Origin of the sequence: Natranaerobius thermophilus JW/NM-WN-LF, assembly GCF_000020005.1 — a bacterium.
Classification (GTDB): Bacteria; Bacillota; Natranaerobiia; order Natranaerobiales; family Natranaerobiaceae; genus Natranaerobius; species Natranaerobius thermophilus.
In genome coordinates this window covers 1,479,440-1,504,394 of the sequence record NC_010718.1, presented here as the reverse complement: position 1 = coordinate 1,504,394, position 24,955 = coordinate 1,479,440, and the positions used below count along the sequence as shown (strand labels likewise).

Genomic DNA, 24,955 nt, shown 5'->3' with positions numbered 1-24,955 from the left:
CCTATAATTACTTGCTGTGAATCTCATCAATATATTCATCGATGGCTCGAGACAGGACTTCAAGTAATTGATTTTTAGGTACTCTATCTATAATCTTTCCCTTTTTGAACAGTACCCCATATTCTTTACTGCCAGCAATTCCTATATCAGCTTCCTTGGCTTCACCTGGACCATTGACTTCACAACCCATAACAGCAACAGTGAGAGAAGTGTTGAGATCTTTTAGCCTGTCTTCTACGGTACTGGCCAAGTCCTCGACAGATATATTTGATCTGGCACAAGTAGGGCATGATACAATCCGAGGCCCTTCAGCTAAATTCAAAGAAGATAATATTCCGCGCGCAACAGAAACTTCTTCTATAGGAGAACCCGATAATGAAACTCGCAGTGTATCTCCAATTCCATGAGATAGTAAAGTTCCAATTCCTACAGAACTCTTAATAGTACCTTGTTTAATAGTCCCTGCCTCTGTTATGCCTAAATGCAAAGGATTAGGTAATCTTGTGGCAAACTCTTGGTTAGCTTTAACTGTAGTATTGACATCCGAAGCTTTAATGGATACTACTACATCGCCAAAACCCATCTCAGATAACATCATGACATTATTGACAGCGCTTTCCACCAATGCACTTGGAGTAGGTCCACCATATTTTTGGAGGAGGTTTTTTTCAACTGATCCTGAATTAATGCCCACTCGAATTGGCACATTGTGAGTCTTGGCTTTTTCGACAACCTTTGCCACTCTTTGACGTGACCCAATATTACCGGGGTTTATTCTAATTTTGCTGGCACCTGCCTCTATTGCTTTGATTGCTAATTGATAACTAAAGTGGATGTCCGCAATCAAAGGGACTGGTGAAAACTGTGTTAAAGTTTTAAAACTGTTAACAGATTCTTCATCAGGAATCGCCACTCTAACTAATTGGCAACCAGCTTCAACCAAATCCTTGATTTGGGCTAAAGTTTTTTCAGTATCTTTGGTATCTGTATTGGTCATTGATTGGATGGTAACCGGAGCAGTTCCTCCAATAGTGACAGATCCAACTTTTACAGGAAAAGTTCTATGACGTCTAGACATCACTTACCTCCTATTAAAATATTTCCAATCTCATCAAATCATTATACAAAATTACAAACATAAGCATAATTAAAAAAGCAAACCCAATAAAATGAACAAAATTTTCTTTTGTTGGATCTACAGGTCGACCTCTGATTAACTCGACTAAGGAGAAAATGATTCTGCTTCCATCCAAGGCTGGAATGGGCAATAAATTTAATATCCCTAAATTAATACTTAAAAATGCAGCAAAGGGTAACAAATTCACTAGCCCTGTCTCAGCGACTTCACCAATCATGTGAACTATTCCGACAGGTCCTGCTACATCAGCCTCAATTTGTCCGGTGATCATTTGGTATAGTCCTACAAAAATCATAGTTGTAAACCACCAAGTTTCTTCAGCACCCTGTCTGATGGCAGCAAAAAAGGAAGCTTCTTGAAGATTAGTTATACCTATTAAACCTCGCCCGGTTTCCGGTTCTTCTTCAGGTACAACTGTAAGCTGAAAATTATCACCATTTCGGTGTATTGACAACTCAAGTTCTTCCCCAGGATTTTCATTAATTATAGTAACTAACTGTTCCCAGCTATCTATTTCCGTATCATTTACCCTGGTAATCTCATCCCCTGGCTCAATTCCAGCTTCATCAGCTACACCATCTTCTACTATATGGCCTACCTCATTGGGATCATCTCCTGGAACCCCCAAAGTTCCATATAGTGTAGATAGCAGTATGATAGCTAGCACAAAATTCATGATGGAGCCTGCAGCTAAAATAGCAATTCTTTGAAGTGGAGTAGCTTTCAAGAAACTGCCTTCCTCATCGGATTCATCGGGGTCTTCCCCCTTCATACGGCAATACCCCCCTAAGGGGATAATTCGAAGGGAATATTTAGTTTCACCCTTTTGAAAACCAACAAGTTTGGGACCAAATCCCATAGCAAACTCCAAAACTGAAACTTTATTAAGTTTTGCTATGATAAAATGACCAAATTCATGCATGAATATCAATAAACCAAAAATTATAATGGAATAAATCAATGTTTCCATAAATATACACCCTTTTTAACTAAGTTATATTTTCATCAGTAGCTTTTCTTGCCCAATTATCTACTGAGATTAAGTTCTCAATGGAAGGATTCTTTATTACCTCATGTTTCTCCATAACCTTTTCAATTAATTCCGGGATTTGTAAAAAAGTGATCTTTTTAGCTAAAAATTGATAAACTGCCTGCTCGTTAGCTGCGTTTAAAACACAAGGCATAGATCCTCCAATTTTTCCAGCCTGATAAGCCAGTGATAAACAGGGAAATGTTTTAGTATCAGGTTTTTTAAATGTCAAATCAAAATCCGTTAGATCTAATCGTTCAAAATTATTGGCTTCCCTTTGAGGATATCCGAGAGCGAATTGTATCGGAATTCTCATATCGGGTAATCCCAATTCTGCCTTCATTGCACCGTCCACAAACTCAACTAAGGAATGAACTATAGACTGGGGGTGAATCACAACATCTATTTGTTCAAAAGGTATATTAAATAACCAGTGAGCTTCTATCACTTCCAATCCTTTGTTCATTAAAGTTGCTGAGTCTATACTTATTTTGTTCCCCATATCCCAATTAGGGTGCTTTAAAGCGTCTTTAGGAGAAATGTTATATAATTCTTCTTTTGTTTTACCGAAAAAAGGTCCCCCTGAAGCTGTTAAAATCAATTTATTTACAGAATCATTTTTTTCACCCATAAGAGCTTGAAATATAGCCGAGTGTTCACTGTCTATTGGAAGTAAGCGTCCTTTTGATTGGTGGCTTAATCGCATCACCTGTTCTCCGGCAGCTACAAGGGTCTCTTTATTCGCCAAAGCAACATCTTTATCGGCCTTCAATGCAGATATTGTGGGGATTACACCACTAAAACCTACTACAGAAACAACTACTAATTCAGCCTCTGCCATTTCTCCAGCTTGGATCATACCTTCCTGTCCAGAAGCGATTTTTATATTGTTTAAATTTTCTTCCTTAAGTTTATTCCATAATTCATCTTTCAAAGAACTATCATTAACTACCAATAAATTTGGGTGAAATTTTTTAGCTTGATTAATTAGAGTATCAATATTAGAATTAGTAGTCAAAGCTACTACATTGTATTTATCAGGATTATTCTCCACTATTTCCAAAGTTTGTGTTCCAATAGAGCCAGTAGATCCTAAAATACTAATATTTTTTTCAAACATTTGGAAGCCTCCATAACAGTTATTTTCCGTATTGTTAACATAAACTATTAATTATATTTGTTTAGATATATGCTATATTAAAGTTGAATGTTGATAACTGTAATTTTACATTATCAACATTAGAATAACAGCGACTAAATATAAATCAAATTATATCTGCTAACACAAGTATAAAATAATATATAGGTACAGAAAAGAAGAAACTATCGAATCTATCCAAAACCCCTCCGTGTCCTGGCAAAATAGTACCTGAATCTTTGATACCAGCCATTCTTTTCAGCATAGATTCAAACAAATCACCAAACTGTCCGGACACAGATAGTAAAATCCCAATTAACACAGAGAATATAAAATTCACTCCAATTAATGGAGCAGCAAAAACAGATATTAATGCAGTAAGTAAAACTGCACCGATGGCTCCTTCTATAGATTTTTTAGGACTGATTTTTGGAGCCAGCTTTCTATGACCTAAGTACATACCACTAAAATAAGCACCAGTATCAGTTCCCCAAATCATCAATAATAAATACAACAGCAAGCTAAAACCATTACCGTCATTTCTTATAATTATTAAAAACCCGAATAACCAGCTAATATAAAACATTGCCAGTAAAGTACCAGCCAAAAGATTCAAATTTGCAGAAGGATAATCTGCCATAGTCTTTATAACTGTAATAAATAACATTAATGCCAAAATTATTAATACAAATAATAAACTCTCAACATATATACCAATTATTAATCCACCTGTTCCTAACATAGCTAATTTATTCATTACAGGAAGATTATTATTTTCTAATATCACACTTAATTCATTTAAACCCACAAGGGAAAGGACTGTTGCTAATATTAAAAAGATTAGTCCACCCTGGTATAAAATGAATAATCCCAGGGGAATTCCTATTAAAGCTGTAATAATTCTCGTAATCAATTGTCTTCCTCCTAGGAATTTACTCCGCCAAATTTTCGTTCTCTATTTTGATAAGCTAATACGGCTTGTAATAAATGCTCTTTTTGAAAGTCTGGCCAATAAACTTCTGGAAACCAGAGTTCGGAATAAGCAAGTTGCCATAATAAAAAATTACTTAATCTTTGCTCACCACTAGAACGTATCATTAAATCTGGATCTGGTATTTCAGGGTTATACAGATGTTGCGAAATAATATCTTCAGAAATAGTTTTAGGGTCAATTTCCCGATCAGATGCTTTAGCGGCTATTTTCCTGACTGCCTGTACTATTTCCGCTCTTCCTCCATAATTTAGCGCAAAATTCAAATTTAAAGCTGTATTATTTTTAGTTTCTTCAACCCCTTGTTCAATCACCTCTAATGTTTTAGCAGGAATAGCACTAGTATCGCCCATAATAGTTATTTTTATATTATTTTCTTTTAAATTTTGTAGTTCTTTTTTGAGATATTCTTTTGGAAGTGACATTAAAAATTCTACTTCTTTTTTAGGTCTTTTCCAATTTTCTGTGGAAAAGGCGAACATAGTAATAATTTCTATTCCTATTTCTTGACTAATTTCCGATACTCTTTTGATGGCTTCGACTCCAGCCCTGTGACCAGCTATCCTCGGTAGAGCACGGGACTTAGCCCATCTTCCATTGCCATCCATAATAATTGCTATATGTCGGGGTACATTTTGATAATCTATTTTATTTAAATAAGTTTGCAAGCTCTCCAAAGTTATCCACCTCAATCCACTCTGTCTATAGAAACTAATACCCCCTCAATGAGGGTGAGGGGGTAGTGATTTTTACTCTTCAACAATAGCATCAGTAGGGCACTCATCTACACATGAACCACACTCAGTGCAGTCTTCTGTTATGCTAAAAATTTCCTCACCTTCTTTAATGGCATCCACTGGACAAGCATCCAAGCAGGAGCCACATGCAATGCACTCTTCAGTAATACGAAAAGCCACGGTCCCACCTCCTTTCTCCTCTCCCTTAACATCAATAAAAATCATAATTACCAGTTCTCCTAATCACTCTCGTTTACAGCTGTTAACTTAAGCTTTGTGGTATGTGATTCCATATCGTTCCCAAAATTTACCTTAATAATTCTTAAGTTGCGCTCAATTTCATCAGTTGCATCCTTTATTTTTTGGAAACCTTCCCCTTTATTACGATTATTAAAATCTTGTTTGTCTATTACTAAAACTTCATAAGATAGAGACATTTCCTGTAATTTTTCTCTGGCTGTTTCCAAAGGCAGTCCTAACAATTCAAACTTCAAATCAGCTAATGTTAAATTTCGACTCATTAGAAAGATGTGATCTCCTCTTCTTTGGCGTTCATTACTTCGTCAATTTTCTTGATGTACTTATCTGTTATCTTTTGAATTTCATCCTGTCCTCTGATAGATTCATCCTCGGAAATTTCCTTTTCTTTTTCTAATTTTTTAAGCTCGTCATTGGCATCTCTACGGACATTCCTTACTACCACTTTAGTATCTTCACCTTTTTGTCTAACTATTTTCACTAGCTCATTTCTCCGTTCTTCCGTCAGTTGAGGCACAGCTAGTCGAATGACTTGACCATCGTTGTTAGGTGTCAAGCCGACATCACTTTTTAGGATTGCTTTTTCAATGTCTTCAATAGCACTTTTGTCATAAGGTTGCACTACTAACAAACGTGGTTCAGGAGCCGAAATATTAGCTAGCTGATTCAAAGGTGTGGCCATTCCGTAATAATCAACATTAATCCCTTCTAAAATACTTGGATTCGCTCTTCCTGCACGAAGGGAAGCCAACTCACTTTTAAGAGAAGACAAAGCTTTTTTCATCTTTTGTTCAGCATCTTTAAAAATCGAATCCACATAATCCCCTCCTAATCAATTAATGTTCCAATTTTTTCTCCCAGGACTGCCTTTTTTATATTACCTCTCTGGGAAAGACCAAACACAATAATGGGTATGGAATTATCCATGCACAAACTAGCTGCTGTAGAATCCATTACACCCAAGTTATTATTTAATACATCCAAATATTTAAGATGAGAAAATTTAAGAGCATCTTCGTTTTGAAGTGGGTCAGAATCGTAAACTGCATCAACTTTTCCTTTCGCTAGTAAAATCACTGATGCTTCAATTTCAGCAGCTCTTAATGCGGCGGTAGTATCTGTAGAAAAGAAAGGATTGCCCGTTCCTCCAGCAAATATTACAACTCTTCCTTTTTCCAAATGCCTTATAGCTCGTCTTCTGATATATGGTTCGGCAACTTGCTGCATCTCTATAGCGGTTTGCACCCTGGTATCTACTCCATATTTTTCTAGCATATCTTGAAGAGCTAGTGCATTCATGACTGTAGCTAGCATCCCCATGTAGTCTGCAGAAGCCCTGTCCATGCCTTGTTTACTGGCATCAGCTCCTCTCCAGATATTACCGCCACCTACTACAACACTAACTTGAGTTCCAAGCTGTACTATTTCTTCAATTTGTTGAGAAATTGCATCCATTATATCAGTATCTATACCATAACCTACTTCACCGGCAAGTGCTTCACCGCTCAGCTTTAGTACAACCCGTTTTTTGGGATCTGTCGTCATTTAACTAAACCCCCTAATCCTTTGACTGTGTTCTACAATAATTACAAAATTCCTTTTAAATAATGGTAATTTCATAAAAGGGAACACCTAGGTGTTCCCTTGACAAGCTTAAGTATTTTGCTTAATTGCTTCAACTTCTTCTGCAAAATTTTCTTCTTTCTTTTCTTTACCTTCACCTAATTCGTATCTGACAAATCGTCTCACACTAATGTTTTCGCCAATTTTGGCTATCTTTTCTTTTTTCAGTTCATCAACGCTTTTATCTGGATCTTTCACAAAAGGTTGGTCTAATAAGCAAATTTCTTCGTAATATTTGTCCATCTTTCCATCAACGATCTGATCGACTACATGCTCAGGCTTTCCTTCATCAATAGCTTGCTGCTTCAATCTTTCTCTTTCTTTTTCCACTTCCTCCTGTGGTACTTCATCCCTAGATATGTATTGAGGGGCTGATGCAGCCACTTGCATTGCGATATCTTTTGTGAATTGCTTAAATTCATCATTACTGGCAACAAAGTCAGTTTCACAATTAACCTCTATTAAAACGCCGATTTTGCCACCTAGGTGAATATATGATTCAACTCTTCCTTCAGTAGTGGTTCGATCTGCTTTTTTCTTAGCACTAGCTAGGCCTTTTTCCTTAAGATACTCCATGGCCTTATCCATGTCTCCGTCACTTTCTTTGAGAGCCTTTTTACAATCCATCATTCCAGCACCTGATTTCTCTCTTAACTCCTTTACTTGTGCAGCTTTGACCATACTTTTCATCCTCCTTACATCCCACAATTTTGTTTATTTATTCCATAAATTTGGGGTAAGTTCGATAAGTATAATATTATACTTATCGAGCCCCTACCCCATCACTTATTCAGCAAGTTGAACCCCTTGTTTACCTTCTAAAACTGAATCAGCTATTTTTTCAGTTATCAGTTTTACAGCTCTGATAGCATCATCATTGCCTGGAATAACGTAATCCACTTCATCCGGATCACAATTAGTATCTACAATTGATACAATTGGTATACCTAGTTTGCGAGCTTCAGCCACTGCAATCTTTTCTTTTTTAGGATCAATGACAAATAAAGCTCCAGGAAGATCTTCCATTCCCCTTAATCCACCTAAGAACTTATCTAATTTGGCATGCTCTCGTCTTAAGCTTTGAACTTCTTTTTTAGGAAGCACTTCAAAAGTTCCGTCTTCTTCCATTTGCTCAAGCTCATAAAAACGATTTAGTCTCTTACTAATGGTTTGGAAGTTGGTTAGCATTCCACCTAGCCAACGCTGATTTACGTAAAACATCTCACATCGTTCTGCTTCATTTTTAACTGCATCTTGAGCCTGTTTTTTGGTTCCTACAAACATTATCTTTTCTCCATTGGCAGCTAGTTCTTTGACAAATTCGTAAGCCTCATCCAGTTTCTTAACCGTTTTTTGCAGGTCTACAATATAAATTCCATTTCTCTCTGTAAAAATGTACCTTTTCATTTTAGGATTCCATCGTCGAGTTTGATGCCCAAAATGAACACCTGCTTCTAGTAATTGTTTCATTGTTACTACACTCAAATATATACACCTCCTGTTGGTTATGCCTCCGCTTCCCTCCTATCCCTTCAGGACCCAGTTGATCATAGATCAACCAGGGCACCGCTAAAGAGATCCGGAAGCGTGTGTTATTTTACCATTGGTAGTATATCATAGCTGTAATACTTTAGCAATAAAAAAATAAATCAGGCCACTAAGGGCCTGTACTCAACAGCTGAATGATCTCTTGTGAATCACCATCTTTAGGCAACTGATACTTCCCATAATTGAGATCCGTCACCTTTCCCTCACTGACTAATAAATCAACAAATTCTTCAGCCTCTTCTACTATATCCTTTTCTTCCAAAACAATAGCTATTTCATCTGCTGCTAAACCTCGAGGGATTTCGATTATAATGTGATCATCAGAAACTTCCTCGGTTTCTACAGTGTCTAAACCTGAATTGCCTTCTTTTTTTTCTTCTACTTCTTGTAGTCCATTGATGTCCTCTTCTTTCTCTTGTTCTATTACCTGTTCATTATTAGAATCAGTATCATTAGTATTGGAAACTAATTCATCTAATTCTTGATTAGAGCTCTCCTTAACATCTGAATCTGCTTGATTGTCTTCTAATTGTAAAGGTTCTCTTGGTTCTGCGAAAGGTTGGCTAATCATAAATAACAGAGAAGAGCATACAAAACCGATACCTATGCCTAGCAATATTTTAGGATCCAACTTCATAGCTATTCTCACCACTTTGTTGATATAGGTTAATAATTAATTGTACTTCTCCTTTACCTTTTTCTGTAGTTTGAGCTATTTCGGTAACAGTCTGTCCCTGTTTATATAAATCAATAACATCTTTGTGTTTTTCCATATACTTTGGTAAAAAATTAACTGTTGCACTTTTTGTAGAGGTATTTTGAGATTGCTCTTGGGGTAATATCTTATTATATCCTGAATTATGAGTTTTATTCGTTTCTTTTCGAATTAATTGCCCTGGTGTATAAGTACTAAAATTACTTTGCGGAGATGTCTGCTTTTGTGTTAAACTAGGTTTCATCTCATTAGCTTTTTCAATCTTTGAAACATCTTGGCGCAACAGCTCATCTAATTGGGATATTTTGTAATCTGCAGTGCTTATCAAACTTTCTAACTGCATCTCTTTGCTGCTGAGCTTTTGTAACATCTCTTCACTACTGTCTTCCATTTCTCGCAATATTTCACTAGCTAAAAATGATGTTTTTTCATTATTGTGATATTTAGAACTGGAGTTTTGTGTTAATCGACTTTCGGTAGGAGTTGTAATAGAAGATGTACTATTTGATTTCAACAACGTGGTGGAAAAAATTATTAAAATAACACCGATGATAAAAACAGTAATGTATAGTCCCATAAAGTTCACCTCTTGCCCATTATACTTGAGATAATTATAAAATCATAAGGTAATATCGACAAATCTTCCCGAATCCCTAGATTTGCGATGTTTTCGTTTATTGTTTACCTTTTGCTCTTGTTTTGCTGGAGAATCTTCCCCATCTTCTTTTTTTGTTTTTGCCTCATCTTCAGAAGAAGAAGGAGATTCAGTAACAGACTTAGTATTCCAGTGCTGTTCTCTTTGAAAAGCAGAATGAATTAAATAGTAATGCCAGTTAGGCATTTGTTGTTCTTGGGAATTGATTTTGGAAACCTCTGGCATTTTGCTATAGAGAACATGTAATTCTCCGGGTGTAAATGACATAATATTCACCCCATTTTAAGATACAGGCTCACTGGAAACTTCTCCATCAGAGGACAATCTAAACATACTACTCTTTTGTTCATCCTTTATATTATACGAGACTTCACCAATGGTTACTTTGACTCCAGGATAAACCACCTTTTTTGCTATAACTCTGCCATCTGTTTTATCTTTTAAAATATTTTTTATTTCCTCTTTTTGGCTGCATAATTGCTGTTTTGTTTGGTCTAAGTGGGATTTAGTCCTTTGCAATCTAACAAGCATATTTTCTTTATCCTTAGGCAGCGCCCCTTTAGTTTGCTTGACCTTCTGTAGTATTGCAATAGCTTTATCTGTTTTTTCCAGGTTTTCGTTGGTGTTTTTCAGTTCTGTATCTATATCTGAAGACTTTTTCCTTAATTCAGGGTCTAAGCCGACAGCTACATGAGTGGCAGTGGCAAAACTGGATCCAATCATTTTAGCTACTACCTCTTCTCTTGCAGTTACTTTGCCACCTACGAGTAAACCTTTTTTTCCTTCAAAAACATTTATTTTATTACCTTCTACCTGACTATGGAGAATACCTTCAATAACATTAATATCTCCTTCAGCAGAAACTTGAGCATTTTCGATGAATTTGCAAGTTACCGAGCCACCTGCAGTAATAGACCCTTTGTTCCTACCTTGAATGCCGCCTTTAATATCGACATTGCCTCCCGCTTCTATTATACAACTATCAACACTTTTACGGACTTCTACATCCCCAGCAGCCTTAACCTTTAAACCACTTTTTATCTGTCCTTTTACAATAACATTACCCACAAAATCAATATTTCCTGTTGAAACATCCACATCACCAGAAACTTCATAAACAGGATATACGTGAATAAACCCGTCATTATTCATGACTACCTGTCCATCTATAGATGCTCTTAACTCCATTTCATCTTCGCTTAACTCGGTATTTTTACCTCTTTTTATTTGCCGATCAGTTCCTGGTTTGGGAGACACTATATTTCCATATACATCTTTACCGGGACTACCCTCCTCTGGAGGATGTTTGCTCGCCAAGAGGTCCTCGGCTTTAACATTAGTAACATTATCAATATTATAATAGTCCACACTTCCGTCTTCTTTAACTACAGGTTTTCTTTCTTTTTCTTCAAAATGTAGTTGGATCTCTGCGTCTTTTCCATCTATAGGCTGATCTCCGGTGGCAATAGTTCTGAATTCGCCTTGTGTGCCTTCACTTACACATTTATGTATTGCTTGAAAATCTAAATTTTGACTGATTTTTCGTTCACTTAGGGCCTGAGTAATTTCTTCTAAATTAACTTCCTTTCCTCTTCCTTGAGGTAAATTCACCTTTAACAGTGCTTTCATATTGTCTTCAGCAACTCTAATTTCAAAAGATCCATCTATTACATGTTCCTCAATATATTCAGAAATATCTACTTTTTGGCCTTCCGATTTTCTGACAATTTCTACTATAAATGCCTCATCGAGGATTTCAAAACCTTTTTCTTCTAATTTACTCTTAACATCTTTCCACTTGACATAATTACCTCGATTTTCAGGAGGGTATACAACTAAATAAATAGCATTGTCTTCTTCCGATATCTCATAATATCCATCAATACTGACATTTAGTTTCTCTTCCGCAGGGTCATTACTAGCTGCCGTTTCGGCCACTATACCATTATTATCACCCGTGTTTGTGTTGTCATTTTTTTTATGCTGTCCAGACACTTCAATGACACAGGGGGTTCGCCTTAAAAGGCCTTTCTTTTCTCGCTGTATCACTTTATATTCTAGTTCCTCAACTTCACATGATAGTGATTCAGCAGCTTCCGCTAAAACTTCTTGTAAGTTTTCACCGGAAAACCTTTGGGGTAGTTCTGCCATTATAAATCACTCCATCCTTAATAAACACGGGTAATTATAAGTCAAGTTTCTTTTTAGCTAGCTTTCCTCTAAGTCTCAATACAGCTTTAGAATGTAATTGACTAATTCTAGATTCTGTAAGTTCTAATATTTTTGCTATTTCTTTTAATGTCAATTCTTCATAGTAATATAACGATAACACCAATTTCTCTTTTTGCGGCAGTGTGTCTATGGCCTGTCCTAATTCTTGTTTTGTTGTTTTTTCATCAATTCTACTTTGAGGATCAGGACTGTTACTGTCCGGATAAATATCTTCTAAGGTTAATTCACCTTCTTCAGCAGTTATGTAGTCGCTTAGATAGCTAGGAATCACACAATTTGTTGCTTGCCATAATTTATCAAGTTCTGCTTCGCTAATTGACATTTGATAAGCCAATTCATTATTAGTAGGTGTTCTACCTAATTTTTGCTCAAGCTTTCTATATTCACTGTGTAAAGTTTTCATTTCTTCCCTTAAATTTCGAGGTACAAAATCAAACTTTCTCAACCCATCTAGAATTGCACCTCTAATTCTAATATTTGCATAGGCCTCAAAGGGAACATTTCTATTAATGTCAAACTTCTTGATAGCATCTATCAAACCAATTACACCAAAAGATATTAAGTCATCTCTATTCAAGCCTGAAATTGACGGATAGTTCACCTTATCAACCTGTTTTTTAACCAAATAACTATATTCTGATATTAATTTCTCAAGTTGCTGGCGATCACCGGAATCTTGATAGCTGGTTATCAAGTTAAGACTCACTGTTACACCTCTTTAACTCCACGATTTATTGTTTTGATTTGCAGTTTTCCAGTTTCACAGAAAAGGTCAATGGTCCGGCCGTAATCTCCTCCTACATCTTTAGCAAGGATTTTTACCTTTAAATCTGTTAATACTTCTTCTACAGCTTTAGCGTTTCTCTCTCCAATTTTCAAAAGTTCACTCCCACCAGAAAACTTAAACATATGAGCTCCCCCGGCCATTTTAGAAACCAAATTCCTCCGCTTGCATCCCATATTTTCCATTTCTGTTAGCAAATCTACAATTCCGGTATCTGCATATTTAGTTCTTTTAAATTGTGACTTATTAGTCGGACTTTCAGGTAGCATAATGTGAACCATTCCACCAATTTTTAAAGAGCCATCATAAAGGGTGATTCCAACACATGATCCCAATCCCGAAGTTCGAATAATACTTTCCTTAGAGGCCACTTTCATGTCTGCAATACCGACTTTAACTATCGTCATAGTCAAACCCCAAAGATTTTATTATTTTTGGGAAGGATTCATTATCGGGAATCAGAAAAAAGTGTCCTCTAATGGTATTTCCCTCATAGGCAAATTCGGTACCGATCAAGATCACGTGTTCACTGATCTCTTCATCTACTTGAAATAGAATCACCTCTAAGATAGCTCCTGCCATATCTACTGAAATAGCAGGTACGGATGGTCCTACTTCCATTTTAGTCATATCGGCCAGGGAATTTAAATAAGAATTTGCGACTATGTTCCCTGTTTCCATCAGGGCCGATTGTTCTATATCGTCTAGGTCTGCGGTACCGACTTTCTCCTGCGAACTGTCCCTTCCCAAAAGTACATCTATGAGTTTTAGCGCATCTTCTTGTTTTAGCAATAGCATCAGCGACCCTGGTGCTTCTCCCTCAATTCTCATGTACACTCCTGCGACTAATTCCTCTGGGCCTCCTACTACTTCGGGAACTTCTTCAAAAGGAAGTATATTAACTTCTGGAACCGTCATCTTGATAGACTTACCTAAGAACTGTGATAAAGCTGTTGTGGCGTTACCTGCCCCTATATTACCTAATTCTTTCAAAATGTCTATGTGAAGCTCATTTAAATTAAAATCCGACATAGGTTAACCGCACCTTTCTAGGGATATAGGTGTTCAATATCACATTATGTATTTAACTGATTCTTTAACTGGTCTACCTCATCTTTTTTAAGAACCTCGGATAATTTAAGTAATATTAATAGTCGATTTTCCAATTTAGCAACACCTTCAATATAAGTACTTTCCACACCACCAATAATAGAAGGTGGTGGTTCGATGGCATCTTGAGGTACTTTGACTACATCTGATGCAGAATCAACTATCATTCCTACCATAACTTCATCTATTTTAACTGTAATAATTCTAGTTTCATCTGTAGCCTCTTTTTCAGGTAGATTCAATCTCTTTCTCAAGTCTATAATTGGCACTACCATACCACGGAGGTTAGTCACACCTTCAACAAAATCAGGGGCGTGAGGTACACGAGTTATATCCAACATTCTCTCTATTGTCTGAACCTGAAGAATCTCTACTCCATATTCCTCATCTCCTAGATTAAACACAATGTACTGTTGATCTCCCGTAGTAGCTTGAGTTTCAGTCATATTTACCATCCTCCTTTAAAATAATAATGAATTCACATCTAAAATTAAAGCAACTTTTCCATCACCTAAAATTGTTGCTCCTGTAAACCCTTTAATATCGGCCAAAAAGCCACCTAGAGACTTTATTACAACTTCTTGCTGTCCCAGTAGTTCATCAACTATTAATCCTGCCTTTTTATCGCCTTTTCTAACTATAATAGCAAATCTTTCTTGTTCAGCATGCTCTTGTTCGCCATTTTCAGTACGTTCAACATCTAAAATGTCGTGCAGATCAATTAGAGGTACCAATTGATCCCTTAACCTGATAACTTCTTGTTCTTGAACCTTTTGGATATCCTGATCTGTTAAAATTGTCGTTTCTTCAATGGATGACAATGGTAAAGCATATTGCTCATTGCCTACATTGACCATTAATGCCTGGATTATAGCTAGAGTTAAAGGTAAATACATAGTGAATTTTGTGCCTTGATTAATTTCACTGTCTAACTCCACGCGTCCACCAAGATTTTCAAGTTTACTTTTGACCACGTCCAGGCCAACTCCCCTACCAGATACCTCGGAGACCTCATCAGATGTACTAAACCCTGGAGTGAATAAAAAGTTAATCACTTCTGAATCAGGCACTTGTTCACTTTGTTGGCTATCGAGCAATCCTCTGGAAATTGCTTTTTTCCTTACTTTTTCTGGATCAATTCCCTTACCATCATCTGAGACTTCAATAACTACATTGTTTTCGTTGTGATAAGCTTTAATATGAATATTTCCCTTGGCTGATTTCCCCGATTTATGTCTGGTTTCAGAATCTTCTAGACCATGGTCTAGAGCATTTCTTATTAAATGCATTAATAAGTCACCGATCTCATCTATCAAAGATCGATCTAACTCTGTTTCCCTTCCTTCAATGACTAAATTAACTTCTTTATTTAAGGATCTTGATAGATCCCTTACCATTCTTGGGAAACGGTTAAAAACCTGGTCTAAAGGAACCATTCTAACTTTCATCACTACATTTTGAATTTCACTGGTAATTCTACTAAATTGTTCACTAGTTTTTCCAAGTTCAGAGGATTCTTTGTTATTTGCTACCTGTTCTAAGCGAGTCTTGTTAATAACGAGTTCACTTACTAAATTCATTAACTTGTCCAATCGCTCAATATCTACTCTGACGGTCTTTCCAGTCTTAATCTTTTGCTGGCTTTGTCCATCTGAATCTTTGGCTTCATCTTGTTTGTCTTTTTGTTGAACTTTCTGTTCTTCTGTCTGAACTTTCTCATCATCGTCTTCATCTGCTCCTTCGTCTGTTTTATCTGTAAGTTGATCCTCTTGGAGTACTTTTAGGTAAACTTCATTTATTTCTGAAACCTGTTCAATATCCGACTTTATTTCTTGCTGATCAACCTTGGTTACCACTATCAGTTCAATTTCCTGATCAAAGTTCTCATCTTCAATTTCTTCAACTTCTGGGTCAGATTTAATGATTTCTCCTCTAGCTTCTACTTTTTGAAATACCATAAAAGCTCTAGCACCTTTTAAAAGTACATTTTCATCAAAAACAACTCTAATGTGATAGGCCGAATAATCGTCGTTTAAAGCCGATTTTAACAAGTTTCCTTCATATTCATTTAAATCTAAAATATCACTTTCTGATCCTGCCTTTTCCCCTGAAGAGTCAGTCTGAACTTCACTAGTTGCAGCCATTTCAGCTTCTCCCTTGGACTGTTCATTATTAGTAGAAGAAGTATCTTGTGCCTGGGAAGGAGTCTCAAAAGAATCTCTGTCCGCCTTAGCAAAAGCTTGTTCTAGGCGTGACTGCATACTACTAAAATCTAGATCTACTTGTTCACCTTCTGACAATTTATTTACGAATTCTTCTAGGGCATCGGCTCCTTCTAACAATAAATCAATAATGTTCGATGTAATCTTTTTCTCACCTTGGCGAAAACTATCCAGGATATTTTCTAATTTATGGGTGTAATTTGCAACTCCTTGATACCCCATAGTGGCTGCCATCCCTTTTAATGTATGAGCAACCCTAAACAAAGAATCTAAAATAGATCGATCCTCAGGACTTTGTTCCAGATCAATCAAATTTTGATTCATGGTTTGTAAATGTTCTCTCGCTTCATCAATAAAAACATCAAGATATTGATTATCCATTTAATCCACCCCCAAACAATTTAGGTAATCACATTCAGTATCTCTGGAGCAATTGCGGGTAAAGGTAAAATTTTATCTACTAGGCCGGTATTTATAGCTGCTTTTGGCATTCCAAAAACAACACAAGTTGATTCGTCTTCAGCTATTATATGGGCACCGGCTCGTTTTAACCTTTTTATTCCTTTGGCACCATCACTCCCCATTCCAGTTAATACTACCCCTACCAAGTCCATATCCTCTATCATACTAGCTGATTCAAATAATATATCAGCACAGGGTCTAAGACCTTTTACGGGCGGTCCTTGGTCAACTTTGACCCGCCACTTATCTTCCCCCTGTATTCCTGAACTTTTAGAAACCATCAAATGATAATCACCAGGAGCTATATAAACTTTACCCGGGACTATTGGATCATTATTTTCTGCTTCCTTCACTGTCATTGACGACATGGTATTCAACCTTTCGCTCAGGAGTTTTGTAAATCCTTTGGGCATATGTTGTACTACCAAAATAGATCCCGGGAAATTTTGTGGAATTTTTGGGATCACTTCGTGAAGTGCCCTAGGCCCTCCAGTGGAAGCTCCTATTACAATCAGTTTATTTTTTTGAGTATTGGTTAATTTTTGTTTTATATTTTGTGAAATCTCCCGATTTGAGTTGAACGGGTTGCCCTTTTTTTGGTCAAAAGTCACCTTAGTAGTAGCTTGATATGCGGCTTTAATCTTTGCTATCAACTCAGATTGTACTTTTTTGATATCAAGTGAAATGGAACCTGAGGGTTTGCCAACAAAATCTACAGCACCCAGTTCAAGGGCCCTTAGAGTTTCCTGGGATCCTGTTTGTGTATAAGAACTAAGCATGATAACATTTGGACGGTCAGAAAGCTCTTTTATTTGCTCAAGGGTCTCTATACCATTTAATACAGGCATTTCAATATCAAGGGTGACAACGTGAGGGCGATGTTCAGGTATCATTTTAAGTGCCTGTTGGCCATTTTTTGCAATAGCAACAATCTCTAAACCGGGCTCTTCTTGGACCATGTCTACTATCATCTTGCGCATGAAGGCTGAATCATCGACCACCATAACTTTTATACGATTAGTATTCTCTTTTTGCATGGGAAAACCTTCCTTTTAATCGGAGTTTTCTTTGCTCATTAAAAATAAATCTTACAATGGTATCTTGAATCTCGGATGGCAATGAAATAAATTTGACCCCATAGTGATATATTGATACCCGGTCAGTGTCCACTTTTTGGGTTCTAACAATCTTTCCTACACATCTTATATCATGAATATTGCTGTTTTTCCCTTCATCAATGTTTAATTCAAAATTGAGTTCCAAAAATGAATTCACAGGTATTATTTCTTGTGTTGCTAGTTTTAGACCACCTCCACTAATATCTAAGGCATAGGCATCTTTGGTATCGCTGAGTTCTGATTCACAATCATCATCAAGTATTTTATATTTAACAGGTAGCTTTTTTTCCAATCTAAAAAACTGTCGACGCTGTATTTTTTTCAGTTTGTCTGGTTTGGAGATTTTTAACAATGGGACGGGGCTTTTTATTTGTTCCTTTATTTTCTCTTCAAAGTTATAGACAGCGCCTTTTACTATTATGTAAACAGAAATTTTACTACCTTGGGAGAAATGAACCAATTGTCCTTTTTCCATGGGAGTTGAAATGTATAAATAATCTGAGTCCATATCTTCAATCCGACTTGAATAATCTTTGTTATCTACTCTAATTTTGATAGATAAACCAATTTTCAGCATATTACCTGTGACCTCCTTATATGTAAAAGCAAGTCTACACAATTAACCCTGGCATGAAGCTTTTACGTTTAATAATTTGCGAGCCAGATTCTTAATTGCTATTCCAGATGAAGTATTCGGTTCAGACATTAATGCAGGCTGCTGTCTTTTTATACTGGTAGATATATACGAATCTTCTAGGATATAACCCAATAAGTTTATCTCGTAATTAACATAATGTTTTAAAACTTTATTCAAGTTCTTCCATGTAGAAACAGCTTCTTTTTCTTTATGGCACATATTTACAACGAGATTAACTTCACTAGCTACTCCAACGTAAACAAGTGACTTAACCAAAGCGTAGGTGTCTGTAACTGCTGCTAATTCTGGAGTAGTCAGCACAATGCACTGATCACTTAAATCTGCAAAACTAAATACGGTCTGTTTTACGCCAGAACCTGTATCTATAATAATGAAGTCATAATCAGAAGTTCTCTTAATATCTGTAACAAAGGCCAGCCCTTTTTCAAATCTGGAAGAATTCCCTTTTTGAAGGTTCCTATATTCAGTCCCGCCACAAATTAAATCAATTCCAGGATAAACATTAATGATTGCTTCCCTAAAATCTATTTCTCCTCTAAGCAGTTGCTCTAACTTGGGATTAGATTGAATCCCCAATAAGATATCTAAGTTAAACAATCCAAAATTACCATCTATTAACAATATTTTTTTATTCAATTCTCTAAGAGCAAAAGACAGATTGACAGCCAATACACTTTTTCCTACTCCACCTTTTCCACTCGAAATTGTAATGATTTCGGGTTGATGTTCTATAGTGGGGGCACTATGTTCTCCACTACTTTTTTCCTTAACCAGTTGTCTTAGTCTTTTAGCTTGATCATTCATTGTTCTCACCCAATATTTTATCTAATAGTTTTTCTAAGGAAAATTCTTCTAAATCATCAGGTACATTTTGTCCTGTAGTCACGTATGAACAACCGGTTTGAAATTCCCATAAAAGATTTAATAAGTTTCCTAGATTGTCAGTTTCATCAGTCTTAGTCAAAATAAGGCTGTTAAAATTAATGTGATTGTACTTGGCAATAATATTTTTTAAATCTTTATATTTAGTACCAAGGCTTAACACCAAATGATTAATATGGGGTTCACAGGTTTCAATGAATCCTTTCAGTTCTTTCATTTGCATTTCATTTTTATGGCTTCGTCCAGCTGTATCAATAATGATTAAATCTTTATCTTTTAATTTATGCATGGCATCTTTAAGTTCTTGTGGTGTCATGACTACTTCAACAGGTAGGCTTAATATATCACCATATGTTTTTAATTGCTCCACTGCAGCAATTCTGTATGTATCTATAGTAATCAAACCCACCTCTGCATTTTCCATCAAAGTATGCCTAGCGGCTAACTTGGCCACAGTTGTAGTTTTACCTACTCCAGTAGGGCCAATCATGCTTATAATTCTTGGTCCAGTAGTGTTTTTGTCCTTTAATGGGGTGACTTGTTCTGATAATTTTTTACCAATAATGGTTTTTAGTTCACGAACAAAGGCTTGTTCATCTTCTAACCCTCTAAAATCCATTTCTTTCATAGTTTGAGAAATCAACTCTTGAGCTAGCTGATCAATCACATCGTGCTCTAAGAGTAAGTCATAATATTTATTTACATGTTCAGGGAGTTTGTCTCGAAAAGAACTTTGTCTAACTTCTTTCATCATAGTTTGCATCATATCTTTGGTTTGATTAAGTTCGTTTTTGAGTTCTTCCAAAGATTCATTATGGGTATTTGAATAACTGTTTTGTGCTTTATCTGTTATCTGTTCATCAATCTTTGGGGAGGTTTTGCCTTGGACAGAATGAACAACATCTGTACTGCTAGTTTCATCCAATTCGTTATTATATTCCTGTTGGCGTTTTTCGATAATTTCGCGTAAATGTTTAAATTGTTCTTTTTTATTTTGGTTGGTATTTGAGTTGTTCATATTGGCCGGATGATGATTACTAAAGGAGTTTTGCGTCTTAGGACTTTTAGAATTATGTTTTGGTAAAGTAAGGGAAAATTTATTATCATCTTTATTTTCTGCAATATTATCAAATTTGGTTTTAGCTTCTGCATCATTTGCTACAGTCACTTCTAGCATAGTTTTACCAAATAACCCGAAAAAACCACCTTTTTTGACTCTCCGGGTATTTAGAATTATAGCATTATTTCCCATTTCTGCTTTAATTTGTTCTAGTGCTTCTTTTTCACTATTGGCCAAGTATTTTTTGACTTTCATTTATGTATTCACCACCCCAACAGATTGTGCTTCAATTTGAGGATCTAATTCATGAAAAGATACCACCATCAGATTTGGTAAAAAACCTTCTGTTAACCGTTTAAAATACAATCTCACCATGGGTGAAGTAACCACTATTGGCTGTAAACCCTGTTGGGTAAGTTGTTCTGTGTAATTCTTCAGTTGTTTTTGTATTTTTTGAGTCACCTGTGGTTCAATAGATAAATAGTTCCCATGATCTGTTTGTTTGATGGAATCGGATATTTTTTGTTCTAATTCTGGACTTAAAGTAATCACTTTTATTGGCTCACCTTGCAGTTCTTTTAATTTAGTGGTTATTTCCCGGTTGAGATTTTGCCTAACATACTCTGTTAACATATCAGTATCCTTGGTAACTGCTCCGTAATCAGTTAAAGTTTCCAAAATAGTTAATAAGTTTTTGATTGATACACCCTCTTTTAACAGATTTGCCAATACCTTGCGTATTTCTCCAATGTTCAAGATATTGTCAACCAATTCCTCTACTACCGCTGGATAATCATTTTTAACATTGTCTATTAATTCTTTAGTTTCCTGTCTTCCAAGTAACTCATGGGCATGCTGTTTTATAATCTCTGTTAAATGAGTTGCTAACACCGAGGGAGGATCAACTACAGTATATCCCGACATTTCAGCTTGTTCACGCTGGCTTTCGTCTATCCATAAGGCAGGGAGACCAAATACTGGTTCTTTAGTTTCTGTTCCTTCTAAACCCAGGTCCTCTGGTTTTCCACTTGAATCTCCCGGAATCATCACTAAGTAATGATTTGGTAGTACTTCTTCCTTGGCCACTTCTACTCCTTTAATTTTTATGCAGTACTCATTGGAAGACAGTTGAATATTGTCCCGCACTCTGATCACAGGAACTACGATACCTAGTTCCATGGCTACTTGTCTTCTAATCATAGTAACCCGGTCTAGTAAATCCCCTCCTTGATCGGGGTCAGCCAAGGGAAGTAATCCATATCCGAATTCAAATTCAATTGGGTCTATTTTTAATAAAGACATAACATTCTCTGGACTTCGATATTCTTCAGCTTCCTCTTCAGTAGCAGCAGCTTGTTCTTCTTCCGGAGTAGGTTCTTCTGATTTTAAAGAAGTACGTAGTTGAAAACCTAAAAAGCCCATAATAGAACCTAGTGCTAAAAATGGTAAAGGCGGCATACCGGGAAATGCCCCCACAGCCGCTAAGACACCACCAACTATAAATAAAACTTTGGGATGTGCAAGTATTTGTCTGACAACATCTTGACCCAAGTTAGAATCTGAAGCAGCTCGCGTAACTACAATACCTGTGGAAGTAGACACCAGTAAAGCAGGTATCTGGGTCACCAAGCCATCACCAACTGTCAATAAAGTGAAGGTTTGCAGGGCTTCTTGAAATGTCATGCCCTGTTGAGCCATTCCAATGACAAATCCACCTAATATATTTATTATAGTGATGACTATTCCTGCAATAGCGTCCCCTTTAACAAATTTACTGGCACCATCCATGGCACCGTAAAAATCAGCTTCTTGTTCTACAGCTTCACGCCTCTCTTTAGCCTGCTGTTCATCTATTAAACCCGAATTTAGATCAGCATCAATAGCCATTTGTTTACCAGGCATGGCATCCAAAGTGAAACGAGCAGTTACTTCTGAAACCCGTTCGGCCCCCTTGGTAATAACAATAAATTGGATTGATATTAAAATTAGGAAAATAACAAAACCTACAATAGGGTTACCACCTACGACAAATTCTCCAAATTGCATTATAACTTCTCCTGCGTAAGCATCCAATAGGATCAGACGAGTTGATGAAACATTAAGAGCCAAACGGTATATAGTAACTAACAGCAACAGAGTCGGAAATATAGAGAATTGCAGAGGTTCTAAAGTATACATAGATATCAGTAATATAGTTAGAGCTACTGTTATATTCAACACCAGCAAAAAATCTAACAGTTCCGGCGGAACTGGTAAAATTAACATTAATACTATTGCTATGACTGCAAGAACAACTATCAAGTCAACATGACGCATAATTATGATCACTCCATGCCTGATGATTTTTTTAACCTATAGACAAAGGCTAGTACTTCCGCAACTGCTTGATATAACTCTTCTGGAATAAAGTCCCCAATTTCAACAGAAAAATATAAGCTTCTAGCTAACTGACGGTTTTCCATTACTACTACATTATGGTCTTCAGCTATTTCTTTGATTTTTCTAGCCACATGTCCCTGGCCCTTTGCTAGTACCATGGGAGCAGTATCCCCTTCATCATACTTTAATGCAACAGCTATATGAACGGGGTTTGTTATGACAACATCGGCTTCAGGAACTTCACTCATCATTCTTTTTTTAGAAATTTCCCTTTGCTTTTCTTTCATCTTGGACCGTACTTGGGGATCCCCTTCGGTTTGTTTGTGCTCGTCTTTTACTTGTTGTTTAGTCATTTTTAGATTTTGCTCATGTTCCCATACTTGATAGACATAATCTAATATACTTAAAAACAGTAATGCCATTCCGACACGAAATATCAAAGCCCAGGTCAATTGACCTACTTCTACCGCAATTTGCATTACTGTCATATCATAAAAATAGGGAAAATGTTCCATATGGTTATTAAAGAGAATATACGCTATAATACCTATAACTACCATTTTAAACAATGATTTTGTAAGCTCAACTACAGCTCGCTTGCTAAAGATTTTTTGGAAACCTTTAATAGGGTCTAATCGCTCTAATTTAGGTTTTAAAGGATCACCAGTCAATAAGATTCCTACTTGCATCAAATTACTGATCAGACCAATAAGTACTGCCACAATTATCACTGGGGCTGCAAATACCGCGCCTTCCATCATCATCGTTATCAACAGAGAATGGATCTCGTCCATAGTGTAATTGATAGTATTTATATTAGACCAGAACTGTTTGGCAAAATTCATAAAACGATCAAAGGAGTAAGGGAAAACAATATATAGGGTAGAAAAGGTTGCCATAAGAAGTAATGCTGATGTTAATTCCGTGCTTTTCGCAACCTGTCCTTTTTTTCTTGATTCTCTCCTATGTTTGGGAGTAGGTGTTTCAGTTTTTTCTTGATTAAAAAGTTGTAAATCAAATCTTTTATCTATGTTCAACCCTGTCTCCCCCATAAATGATACTTTAAAATTTTTATTTTGATGTGGCTATATTCTTGTTGATAACTGTAAATTTAATAGAACGGATTAAAATACCGATCAAAAACTATAAAGCTTGTAAGAAGTTATATAAACCATCCCAAATGTGCTGAAATAAGTTTCCCAAAACCAAAGTATAAGTAGGCATTAATAATACCAGGGACAGAAATCCTACAAAAATTTTCACAGGAAACCCAATAATAAATACATTCATTTGGGGTACAGTTCTAGCCAAAACCCCCAAAGCTATATTTGTCAAAAATAAAGTACCAAGAGCGGGAGCACTCACCTGAATAGCCAAAACAAACACTGTGGAGAACAGTTCATTAAGAGCTACTCCCCCTGCACCTAAATCAAATATATTGCCAATAGGTAGCAATTGATAACTTTCATAAACTGATCTAATTAATAAGTGATGACCATTTATAACTAAAAAAATCATGATAGCTAAAATATATTTAAATTGACCTATTAAAGGTACTTGAGTTTCGTACTGGGGGTCCATCACCCTAGCCATAGCAAATCCCATTTGTACATCAATTAATTGTCCAGCTATTTGTATTGAAGAAAATACCAAATTGGCGATCATACCTATTGCTATTCCGACCATTAACTCCATAAAAGCAAATAATATAACATTCATGATATGATAATCAGATAAACCTTCAGGAGATAAAACAGGTAAAAAAACCAGTGTCAATATTAAACTAAAGGCTATTTTAATTTGATTGGGCATATAATTACTTCCAAAAATTGGTGCTGTCATTATCATGCCAGATATTCTAGTTAATAACAATATGAATAAAACGCCTTGTTCTAGCAACAACGTTGTCAGATCCAAGTCCCCTGACCCCCATCCTTCTAGTTAATTAATGAACTGGTTTATATTACTAAATATATTGATTGCAAATTCAGTTAACAGAGTATACATCCAGGGACCAAAGAAAGCTACAGACAGTAAAACCGCTACAATTTTTGGCACAAAAGCCAAAGTTTGTTCTTGTATCTGTGTAGTTGCCTGAAAAATGCTGACCATTAGTCCTACTATTAAAGCTGATGCCAGCATAGGAGCGGCAGCGAGTAAAACAGTTATTAGAGCTTCACGGCCTAGATGTAACACAAATTCTTCTGTCAAAGCT

General features: G+C 36.2%; 28 protein-coding genes. All 28 read right to left on the bottom strand.

What is annotated here, in order from left to right:
* Positions 1-7: 7 nt before the first annotated feature.
* The 28 genes from ispG to fliQ all read right to left on the bottom strand — a co-directional run bounded on the left by ispG (position 8) and on the right by fliQ (position 24,951).
* Positions 8-1,078 (bottom strand): flavodoxin-dependent (E)-4-hydroxy-3-methylbut-2-enyl-diphosphate synthase, encoded by a 1,071-nt coding sequence (gene ispG / locus NTHER_RS07275; protein ID WP_012447894.1) that lies wholly within the window; start codon positions 1,076-1,078, stop codon positions 8-10.
* A 13-nt stretch (positions 1,079-1,091) separates the two neighbouring features.
* Positions 1,092-2,108 carry an RIP metalloprotease RseP gene (rseP, locus tag NTHER_RS07270; RefSeq protein WP_012447893.1) on the bottom strand — a complete coding sequence of 339 codons (1,017 nt, stop codon included), beginning with the start codon at positions 2,106-2,108 and terminating at the stop codon, positions 1,092-1,094.
* Positions 2,109-2,127: 19 nt separating this feature from the next.
* A complete protein-coding gene (locus NTHER_RS07265) occupies positions 2,128-3,288 on the bottom strand; it encodes a 1-deoxy-D-xylulose-5-phosphate reductoisomerase (RefSeq protein WP_012447892.1) in 1,161 nt (386 codons plus the stop codon).
* Positions 3,289-3,433: 145 nt separating this feature from the next.
* Positions 3,434-4,219, bottom strand: coding sequence for a phosphatidate cytidylyltransferase (locus NTHER_RS07260; protein ID WP_012447891.1), 786 nt, complete (start codon positions 4,217-4,219; stop codon positions 3,434-3,436).
* 11 nt (positions 4,220-4,230) lie between these two features.
* Positions 4,231-4,974 (bottom strand): isoprenyl transferase, encoded by a 744-nt coding sequence (locus tag NTHER_RS07255; RefSeq protein ID WP_012447890.1) that lies wholly within the window; start codon positions 4,972-4,974, stop codon positions 4,231-4,233.
* Between the two features lie 72 nt (positions 4,975-5,046).
* Positions 5,047-5,259 (bottom strand): DUF362 domain-containing protein, encoded by a 213-nt coding sequence (locus NTHER_RS07250; protein WP_012447889.1) that lies wholly within the window; start codon positions 5,257-5,259, stop codon positions 5,047-5,049.
* A gap of 14 nt (positions 5,260-5,273) precedes the next feature.
* A complete protein-coding gene (locus tag NTHER_RS07245; RefSeq protein WP_012447888.1) occupies positions 5,274-5,555 on the bottom strand; it encodes a hypothetical protein in 282 nt (93 codons plus the stop codon).
* On the bottom strand, positions 5,555-6,109 hold the full coding sequence (gene frr, locus NTHER_RS07240; protein WP_012447887.1) for a ribosome recycling factor: 555 nt from the start codon (positions 6,107-6,109) through the stop codon (positions 5,555-5,557). The genes NTHER_RS07245 and frr overlap by 1 nt, the downstream gene beginning before the upstream one ends.
* An 11-nt stretch (positions 6,110-6,120) precedes the next feature.
* Positions 6,121-6,837 (bottom strand): UMP kinase, encoded by a 717-nt coding sequence (gene pyrH / locus NTHER_RS07235; RefSeq protein ID WP_012447886.1) that lies wholly within the window; start codon positions 6,835-6,837, stop codon positions 6,121-6,123.
* 108 nt (positions 6,838-6,945) lie between these two features.
* On the bottom strand, positions 6,946-7,596 hold the full coding sequence (gene tsf, locus NTHER_RS07230; protein ID WP_012447885.1) for a translation elongation factor Ts: 651 nt from the start codon (positions 7,594-7,596) through the stop codon (positions 6,946-6,948).
* Positions 7,597-7,701: 105 nt separating this feature from the next.
* Positions 7,702-8,400: a 30S ribosomal protein S2 gene (rpsB, locus tag NTHER_RS07225; protein WP_012447884.1), complete on the bottom strand. Its 699-nt coding sequence runs from the start codon at positions 8,398-8,400 to the stop codon at positions 7,702-7,704.
* 172 nt (positions 8,401-8,572) lie between these two features.
* Positions 8,573-9,100 carry an MltG/YceG/YrrL family protein gene (locus NTHER_RS07220; protein WP_012447883.1) on the bottom strand — a complete coding sequence of 176 codons (528 nt, stop codon included), beginning with the start codon at positions 9,098-9,100 and terminating at the stop codon, positions 8,573-8,575.
* Positions 9,084-9,755, bottom strand: a complete 672-nt coding sequence (locus NTHER_RS07215; RefSeq protein ID WP_012447882.1) for a DUF6115 domain-containing protein — start codon at positions 9,753-9,755, stop codon at positions 9,084-9,086. Before NTHER_RS07215 ends, NTHER_RS07220 begins: the two co-directional genes overlap by 17 nt.
* 42 nt (positions 9,756-9,797) lie before the next feature.
* On the bottom strand, positions 9,798-10,100 hold the full coding sequence (locus NTHER_RS07210; RefSeq protein WP_012447881.1) for a hypothetical protein: 303 nt from the start codon (positions 10,098-10,100) through the stop codon (positions 9,798-9,800).
* Between the two features lie 15 nt (positions 10,101-10,115).
* Complete coding sequence (locus NTHER_RS07205) at positions 10,116-11,984, bottom strand: FapA family protein (protein ID WP_012447880.1); 1,869 nt, start codon at positions 11,982-11,984, stop codon at positions 10,116-10,118.
* 34 nt (positions 11,985-12,018) lie between these two features.
* On the bottom strand, positions 12,019-12,771 hold the full coding sequence (locus tag NTHER_RS07200; protein WP_012447879.1) for a sigma-70 family RNA polymerase sigma factor: 753 nt from the start codon (positions 12,769-12,771) through the stop codon (positions 12,019-12,021).
* A gap of 2 nt (positions 12,772-12,773) precedes the next feature.
* The gene (locus NTHER_RS07195; RefSeq protein WP_012447878.1) at positions 12,774-13,256 is read right to left on the bottom strand and encodes a chemotaxis protein CheD; all 483 of its coding nucleotides are present in this window, start codon (positions 13,254-13,256) and stop codon (positions 12,774-12,776) included.
* Positions 13,243-13,881 carry a chemotaxis protein CheC gene (locus tag NTHER_RS07190; protein ID WP_012447877.1) on the bottom strand — a complete coding sequence of 213 codons (639 nt, stop codon included), beginning with the start codon at positions 13,879-13,881 and terminating at the stop codon, positions 13,243-13,245. Before NTHER_RS07190 ends, NTHER_RS07195 begins: the two co-directional genes overlap by 14 nt.
* 44 nt (positions 13,882-13,925) lie before the next feature.
* Positions 13,926-14,405 carry a chemotaxis protein CheW gene (locus NTHER_RS07185; RefSeq protein ID WP_012447876.1) on the bottom strand — a complete coding sequence of 160 codons (480 nt, stop codon included), beginning with the start codon at positions 14,403-14,405 and terminating at the stop codon, positions 13,926-13,928.
* A gap of 15 nt (positions 14,406-14,420) precedes the next feature.
* The gene (locus NTHER_RS07180; protein ID WP_012447875.1) at positions 14,421-16,562 is read right to left on the bottom strand and encodes a chemotaxis protein CheA; all 2,142 of its coding nucleotides are present in this window, start codon (positions 16,560-16,562) and stop codon (positions 14,421-14,423) included.
* Positions 16,563-16,582: 20 nt separating this feature from the next.
* On the bottom strand, positions 16,583-17,680 hold the full coding sequence (locus NTHER_RS07175; RefSeq protein WP_012447874.1) for a protein-glutamate methylesterase/protein-glutamine glutaminase: 1,098 nt from the start codon (positions 17,678-17,680) through the stop codon (positions 16,583-16,585).
* Positions 17,661-18,338, bottom strand: a complete 678-nt coding sequence (locus NTHER_RS07170) for a flagellar brake protein (RefSeq protein WP_012447873.1) — start codon at positions 18,336-18,338, stop codon at positions 17,661-17,663. The genes NTHER_RS07175 and NTHER_RS07170 overlap by 20 nt, the downstream gene beginning before the upstream one ends.
* Positions 18,339-18,380: 42 nt before the next feature.
* Positions 18,381-19,223 carry a P-loop NTPase gene (locus NTHER_RS07165; RefSeq protein WP_012447872.1) on the bottom strand — a complete coding sequence of 281 codons (843 nt, stop codon included), beginning with the start codon at positions 19,221-19,223 and terminating at the stop codon, positions 18,381-18,383.
* The gene (flhF, locus tag NTHER_RS07160) at positions 19,216-20,616 is read right to left on the bottom strand and encodes a flagellar biosynthesis GTPase FlhF (protein ID WP_012447871.1); all 1,401 of its coding nucleotides are present in this window, start codon (positions 20,614-20,616) and stop codon (positions 19,216-19,218) included. Before flhF ends, NTHER_RS07165 begins: the two co-directional genes overlap by 8 nt.
* A complete protein-coding gene (flhA, locus tag NTHER_RS07155) occupies positions 20,617-22,677 on the bottom strand; it encodes a flagellar biosynthesis protein FlhA (protein WP_012447870.1) in 2,061 nt (686 codons plus the stop codon).
* Between the two features lie 8 nt (positions 22,678-22,685).
* Positions 22,686-23,777, bottom strand: coding sequence for a flagellar biosynthesis protein FlhB (gene flhB, locus NTHER_RS07150; RefSeq protein WP_012447869.1), 1,092 nt, complete (start codon positions 23,775-23,777; stop codon positions 22,686-22,688).
* 106 nt (positions 23,778-23,883) lie between these two features.
* Positions 23,884-24,657, bottom strand: coding sequence for a flagellar biosynthetic protein FliR (gene fliR / locus NTHER_RS07145; protein WP_012447868.1), 774 nt, complete (start codon positions 24,655-24,657; stop codon positions 23,884-23,886).
* A gap of 24 nt (positions 24,658-24,681) precedes the next feature.
* Positions 24,682-24,951 carry a flagellar biosynthesis protein FliQ gene (gene fliQ, locus NTHER_RS07140; protein WP_012447867.1) on the bottom strand — a complete coding sequence of 90 codons (270 nt, stop codon included), beginning with the start codon at positions 24,949-24,951 and terminating at the stop codon, positions 24,682-24,684.
* Positions 24,952-24,955 lie beyond the last annotated feature (4 nt).